This window comes from Streptomyces sp. NRRL WC-3549, from assembly GCF_000721935.1.
In the GTDB taxonomy this organism is placed as follows: Bacteria; Actinomycetota; Actinomycetes; order Streptomycetales; family Streptomycetaceae; genus Streptomyces.
In genome coordinates this window covers 50,160-55,387 of the sequence record NZ_KL585427.1, presented here as the reverse complement: position 1 = coordinate 55,387, position 5,228 = coordinate 50,160, and the positions used below count along the sequence as shown (strand labels likewise).

Below are 5,228 nucleotides of genomic sequence, written 5' to 3'. Positions count from 1 at the left end.
AGGCCGCGGTGCGCACCGCGCTGATGACGGAGCCCTCCAGACAGGCGTAGGGATAGCCGGTGCGCGGGTCGTTGAGCAGGAGCACCGCGGAGGCGCGCGGAATGCCCAGGCCGAGGTTGGTGGGGAAACTGGAGATCCACTTGATGCCGTCGACGCCGACTTCGCCGCCGACCGAGGCGGGCAGCGCGATGATGCGCGCGCTCGGCCGGTCGGGGAAGCGGAGGAAGTACGAGGGAGGGTTCACCGTCCTTCCTTCGCCGTGGAGCCGGTAGGCGTCCTCGACCAGGTCGATGACGTCGGCCCGGCGCCCGGCCAGGGCCCGGTGCACTGCCTCGCCCGGGACGACGGAGAATTCCGGAGGTCCGGCCTGCTGCTCAGCCATTGCTGTCTTCCCGTTCCGTGAGGAGGATGCCGTAGGTGTCCTGGACCCACGCGTCGTCGTAGACCGTCTCGATGTAGCGGTCGCCCAGGTCCGCCGAGATGGCGACCGCCGTCAGGGACCGCTCGGGGTCGTGCTCCGCGAGCCACCGGGCCGCCCCGCTCACGACGGTTCCGGTGGAGCCGCCGAGGAGGAACCCGTGCCTCGCCAGGCGCCGGCACATGCGCACCGCGTCCCGCTCCGGCACCGTGACGACGTCGTGCACCAGGGCCGGGTCCACGAACGGCATGGGCACGCTGGCACCGAGGCCGGGCAGGTGCCGGGGGCCCGGGGGCATGCCGAAGTTGACCGAGCCGACGGTGTCCACCGCGACGACGCGCACCGCCGAGCGGTTCTCCCGGAAGTAGTGCGCGCAGCCGGACAGGGTGCCCCCGGTCCCCGCGCCGACGAACAGCACGTCGAGCCCCGGGAACTGCTTGCCGATCAGCGGGGCGGTGTTCTCGTAGTGGGCGAGCCAGTTGGCCGGGTTCTCGTACTGGTTGAGCCACACGAAGCCGGCGTCGCGCTCACAGAGCTCGCGGACGAGGGCCTTGCGGGCGGAGAGGTAACTGCCGCTCTCGTCGGGTTGGTCGACGACGACGACCTCGCTGCCGAGGGCGCGCATCAGTTTGACCGTCGCCGGGTTGCACTTGGGGTCGGTGACGCAGACGAAACGGATCGACCGGGCGGCGGCCACCACGCTCAGGGCCACGCCGAGGTTGCCGGAGGACGATTCGACGAGCGTGGTGCCCTCGTCGATCAGGCCGCTCCGGATGCCCGAGGCGACCATGGACGTGGCGGCCCTGAGCTTCACGGACCCCGCGAAGTTGAAGCCCTCGCACTTGAGGCGGAGCGGGATGCCCACCGATTGCTCCAGGTCGATGTAGACGTCGCTGTCGACCAGTTCGTCCGCTGTCGAGATGATTGCCAAGAGTCCAGTCCGCTTCTGTCTGCTCACCCCTGCGGTCGGTCCTGCGGTCAGTTGTCGAGCTTCTGCCAGGCGTCGAGACCCTGCAGGGCGAAGATGTCCTTGACCGAGGCGATGGAGCCTTCGAGGGCGGTGGTGTCGCCGTTCTCGTAGACCGCGCGGTAGGTGTCGCGCAGGGCGGTGACGGTGGCGCGCAGGCCCTGGTTGGCGTAGATCACGACGGAGACGCCGGCCTGCTTGATGTCGTCGATGTGCCAGTCGGGGTAGGTGGTCGGCACGATGACCACCGGCACCCGGAAGTCCCAGCCGTCGAGGAAGGCGGTGACCTGGTCGCGGCTCCTGGCCTTGGAGTGCACGAGGACGGCGTCCGCGCCGGAGTCGGCGTAGGTGCGGCAGCGCTGCAGGGCCTCGTCGACGTCGAGGCCGCTGATCAGGGCCTCGGTGCGGGCGATGACGAAGGTGTCCGCGGAGGCCTGGGACTCCTTGGCGATCTTGACCTTCTTCGCGAACTCCTTCGTCCCGAGCAGCGTCTGGCCGCCCGCGACGAAGCTGTTCATCTTGGGGAAGAGCTTGTCCTCCATGCAGAGCCCGGTGATGCCCGCCGCCTCGAACTCGTGGACCATGTGGGCCACGTTGAGGTTGCCGCCGTAACCGGTGTCGCAGTCGGCGACCACCGGGATCCGCAGCACCTTCTGGATGTCGGCCGCGGCCTGGAGGTACTCGGTCATGCTCAGGATGCTCGCGTCGGGCAGCCCGCGGGACGCGGACACCTCGAGGCTGGAGGACCAGACCGCCTGGAAGCCGGCCTCTTCTGCGAGGAGGCCGCCCAGGGCGTGGTTGGCCCCTGCCACACGGACCACGTCGTTGTCGGCGAGGACCGAGCGGAATGAAGGATAGATGGTTCGCTGCACGCCTGGATCTCCTGAATCGTTCGCCTGCGAGAGATGAATCGCGCTACGCCTTTGTAGGGCGGGCCTGTGGAGGCATGAAGAAGGCAAGTCGTTGCCAAGAGGTCGTACTCAGGATCGTCGCGTGTGCCGAGTGGTGCGGTTGTCCGGCACCGTCAGGACGGTAGAGCGAGGTTGGCAAGCTTGTCAATCACTTGTCAAGCAGTTGACAGCGTGCTGAAATGCATCTGGCTCGGCCGTTGGAGCCGCACGGGAACGAGAGAGGAACCGCAGACAATGAGCACCGCGCTCGCGCCTACTCAACCGCGCACCCTGGAAGTCCCCGCCGAGGCGCTCCACGCCTTTTCCCCGCAGACCCAGAGGGAACTGGCCGCTCACGTGGCGGAGCTCGGCCGGCTGCACCCGACCGGGCGCGTCGACGCCATCGAGGTCGACCTCGGAGCCCTCCCGCTGTTCACCGCGGAGATCGAGGCCTCCCGCGGAGTGATCGACTCGACCACGCACTTCATCGTGTACGACCGTGTCGAGGGCGTCGACTCCCTCCGCGCACAGGGCCTCTACGCCTGGGTGCTGGGTACGGCGCTGGGCCGGCCCATGGTCCAGAACACCGACGGATGGCGCCTGATCGAGGTGTACGACCGCGGTATCCGCAAGACCATCGAGGAAGGGGCCCGCTACCACCAGACCAAGCAGGGCTCCTACATGCACAACGACGCCGTCAACGACGTCGACCCCATCGACTACCTGCTGCTGTCCTGCGGTCAGTCGGCCCACATCGGCGGCGAGAGCATCCTCGTCGACGCCAAGCCGGTGCACGAGGTCCTCGTGCGGCACCCCGACGTCCTCGCGATCCTCACCCAGGACTTCTGGTTCGAGAAGCGGGGCATGGCGCTGTCCGGGGAGACCGGCTTCTTCCGCTCCCCGATCATCCGCTACACCCCCGAGGGCGAGCCGCTCGTCCGCTACTTCCGCACGTACATCGAGGTCGCCCACGAGAAGAAGGGCGAGCCGATCACCGCGGAGCAGCGGGACGCCCTCGACTTCTTCGACGCGGTCCTCGACCAGTCGTCCGTGCAGTACCGCATCCGACTGGAGCGCGGACAGACGCTGGTCTCCGCCGACGACCGCTTCCTGCACACCCGCACGGCCTTCTACGACCGGTTCGAGCCGCGGGAGATCGACATGACCGTCGACGAGGCCGACGAGGCCAACCGCTACATGTTCCGGATGTGGTCCGCCAAGTAGCCCGCCCCGCCCCCCGCAGCACCGACAGCCGAGGAGAAGCACCCCATGCCCCTGAGCAGCACCCTACGGGCGGTGGGCCACGACCTGGCCGCCGAGATGGGCCGGCAGCGCCCGCACGACTGCCTCGCCACGTCGGCGATGGCACAGTCCTGGCACCGCACCAGCGGCCGGTTCGCCGAAGGGCGGGTCAGCGACGTCAGTGTGCAGCGGGGGCAGGCCACCGCCGCCCGCTACGTCCTGCGCGACTCCTTCCGGCACCGGGCCGTCTCCGGCCTCGACCCGACGGTGGCCCGGCTCGACGCCGGTGAGGGCGGCGCCCGCAGGCCCGTCGCGGCTTCCGGGGCTGCCCCGGAGTGGATGGAGCTGTCGTCCGCCCTCGCCGGTCTCGGCGAACTGGAGGCGGCGGCGCGGGCGTTCGACCCGGCGGTCGCCCAGGTCGTCATCGACTTCGAACTCGGGGAGCAGGACATGTGCCTGGTCCGGGACGGGGAGCTGTTCGACGAGAGCCGTCTGCTCACCTACCTCACCGTCCGGGTGATCGCCCGGCGGGGCGGTCGCGTCGCGACCGGCTTCTACACCCCCGGTGTGAGCGGCCGGCTGAGCGGCGTCGACGTGCGTGCGGCGGGCCGCGAGGTGGCCGCCCGCGCGGTGGCGGGCCTGGATGCCCGGCCCGCACCGGTCGGGCGGCTGCCCGTCGTGGTGGCGGGCGGCCGCGGCATGGTCCTGCTGCACGAGGCCTGTTGTCACCCGCTGGAGGGCGACGAAGTGCTGCGGGGCTCCGTCTACGCCGGACGGCTCGGCGAGGACATCGCCTCGCCCCTGGTCACACTCCGGGACGACCCGACGGTGGCCGGAGCGGTCGGCTCGTACGCGTACGACGACGAGGGCACCGTCGGCGGCCCCACGACGCTCATCGAGAACGGGGTGCTCACCGGCTACCTGACCGACCAGGAGTCGGCGGCGCGGCTCGGCCGGGACTCCAGCGGAAACGGGCGCTGCACCACGGCGCTCCAGCCGCCGCAGCCCAGGATGACCAACACCTGCCTGTCGGCAGGGACCTCGACCGTCGACGACATCATCGCCTCCACCGGGTACGGGATCTACGCCCAGCATGTCGGCGGCGGCGAAGTCATCGAGTCGACGGGGGAGTTCACGTTCCGGGTGACCAACGGCCACCTGATCGAGAACGGGCGGGTCACCGATCCCGTCGAAGAGACGACCATCACGGGAACGGGGGAGCAGGTGCTCAGGGACATCGACGCCGTGGCCGACGACAGCACCGTCGGAGCGGCCAAGTGCGGGAAGTTCGGGCAGTGGGTGACGGTCGGCGTGGTCGGCCCCACACTGCGCGTCGGCTCGCTCCTCGTGGGCGGTACCGGGCGATGAGCCGAGCGAGCGAGACACTCGTGGAGGAAGCGGCGCGGCACGGCGCCGACGCCGAGGTGTGGACCGTGCGGCAGGGGATCGACGAACTGGTCTCCCGCGGCGGTGTGATCGAACGCCGCAGCGAGGTCACCACCGGCGCCACGGCTCTGACCGTGTGGGCGGACGGCACCGAGGGCTACGCCGTGCAGAACACCCCCGACTCCGCCGACACGGAGCTGGTCGCCACCGCCCTCGGGGTCGGCCGTGCGCTCGCGGCGCCCGCCGCGCCCCCGCCCCCGCCCCCGGCGGCGGCGCCGTACACCCCCGCCGGCCCGCTGCCGCACCTGGACGCCGAAGCGGCCGA

Annotated in this window: 4 protein-coding genes and 2 pseudogenes; 3 read left to right on the top strand and 3 right to left on the bottom strand. The window is 70.4% G+C overall.

Features of this window, described 5'->3' with window-relative positions; all coding sequences use genetic code 11:
• The 3 genes and pseudogenes from IH13_RS0129335 to IH13_RS0129325 all read right to left on the bottom strand — a co-directional run.
• Positions 1-382: pseudogene (locus IH13_RS0129335) on the bottom strand (2,3-diaminopropionate biosynthesis protein SbnB); the annotation flags it as partial.
• Entirely contained in the window at positions 375-1,349 is a 975-nt protein-coding gene (sbnA, locus tag IH13_RS0129330; protein ID WP_031089063.1) for a 2,3-diaminopropionate biosynthesis protein SbnA, read from the bottom strand. The gene sbnA and the pseudogene IH13_RS0129335, both read right to left, overlap by 8 nt.
• Before the next feature lie 47 nt (positions 1,350-1,396).
• A complete protein-coding gene (locus IH13_RS0129325) occupies positions 1,397-2,257 on the bottom strand; it encodes an isocitrate lyase/phosphoenolpyruvate mutase family protein (protein WP_031089062.1) in 861 nt (286 codons plus the stop codon).
• 273 nt (positions 2,258-2,530) lie between these two features.
• On the opposite strand from IH13_RS0129325, the gene IH13_RS0129320 reads away from it, so the two are divergent.
• From IH13_RS0129320 to IH13_RS0129310, 3 genes and pseudogenes are all read left to right on the top strand, one after another.
• A complete protein-coding gene (locus IH13_RS0129320; RefSeq protein WP_031089060.1) occupies positions 2,531-3,499 on the top strand; it encodes a TauD/TfdA family dioxygenase in 969 nt (322 codons plus the stop codon).
• A gap of 45 nt (positions 3,500-3,544) precedes the next feature.
• Positions 3,545-4,885 carry a TldD/PmbA family protein gene (locus tag IH13_RS0129315; RefSeq protein WP_051835968.1) on the top strand — a complete coding sequence of 447 codons (1,341 nt, stop codon included), beginning with the start codon at positions 3,545-3,547 and terminating at the stop codon, positions 4,883-4,885.
• Positions 4,882-5,228: pseudogene (locus IH13_RS0129310) on the top strand (hypothetical protein); the annotation flags it as partial. The gene IH13_RS0129315 and the pseudogene IH13_RS0129310, both read left to right, overlap by 4 nt.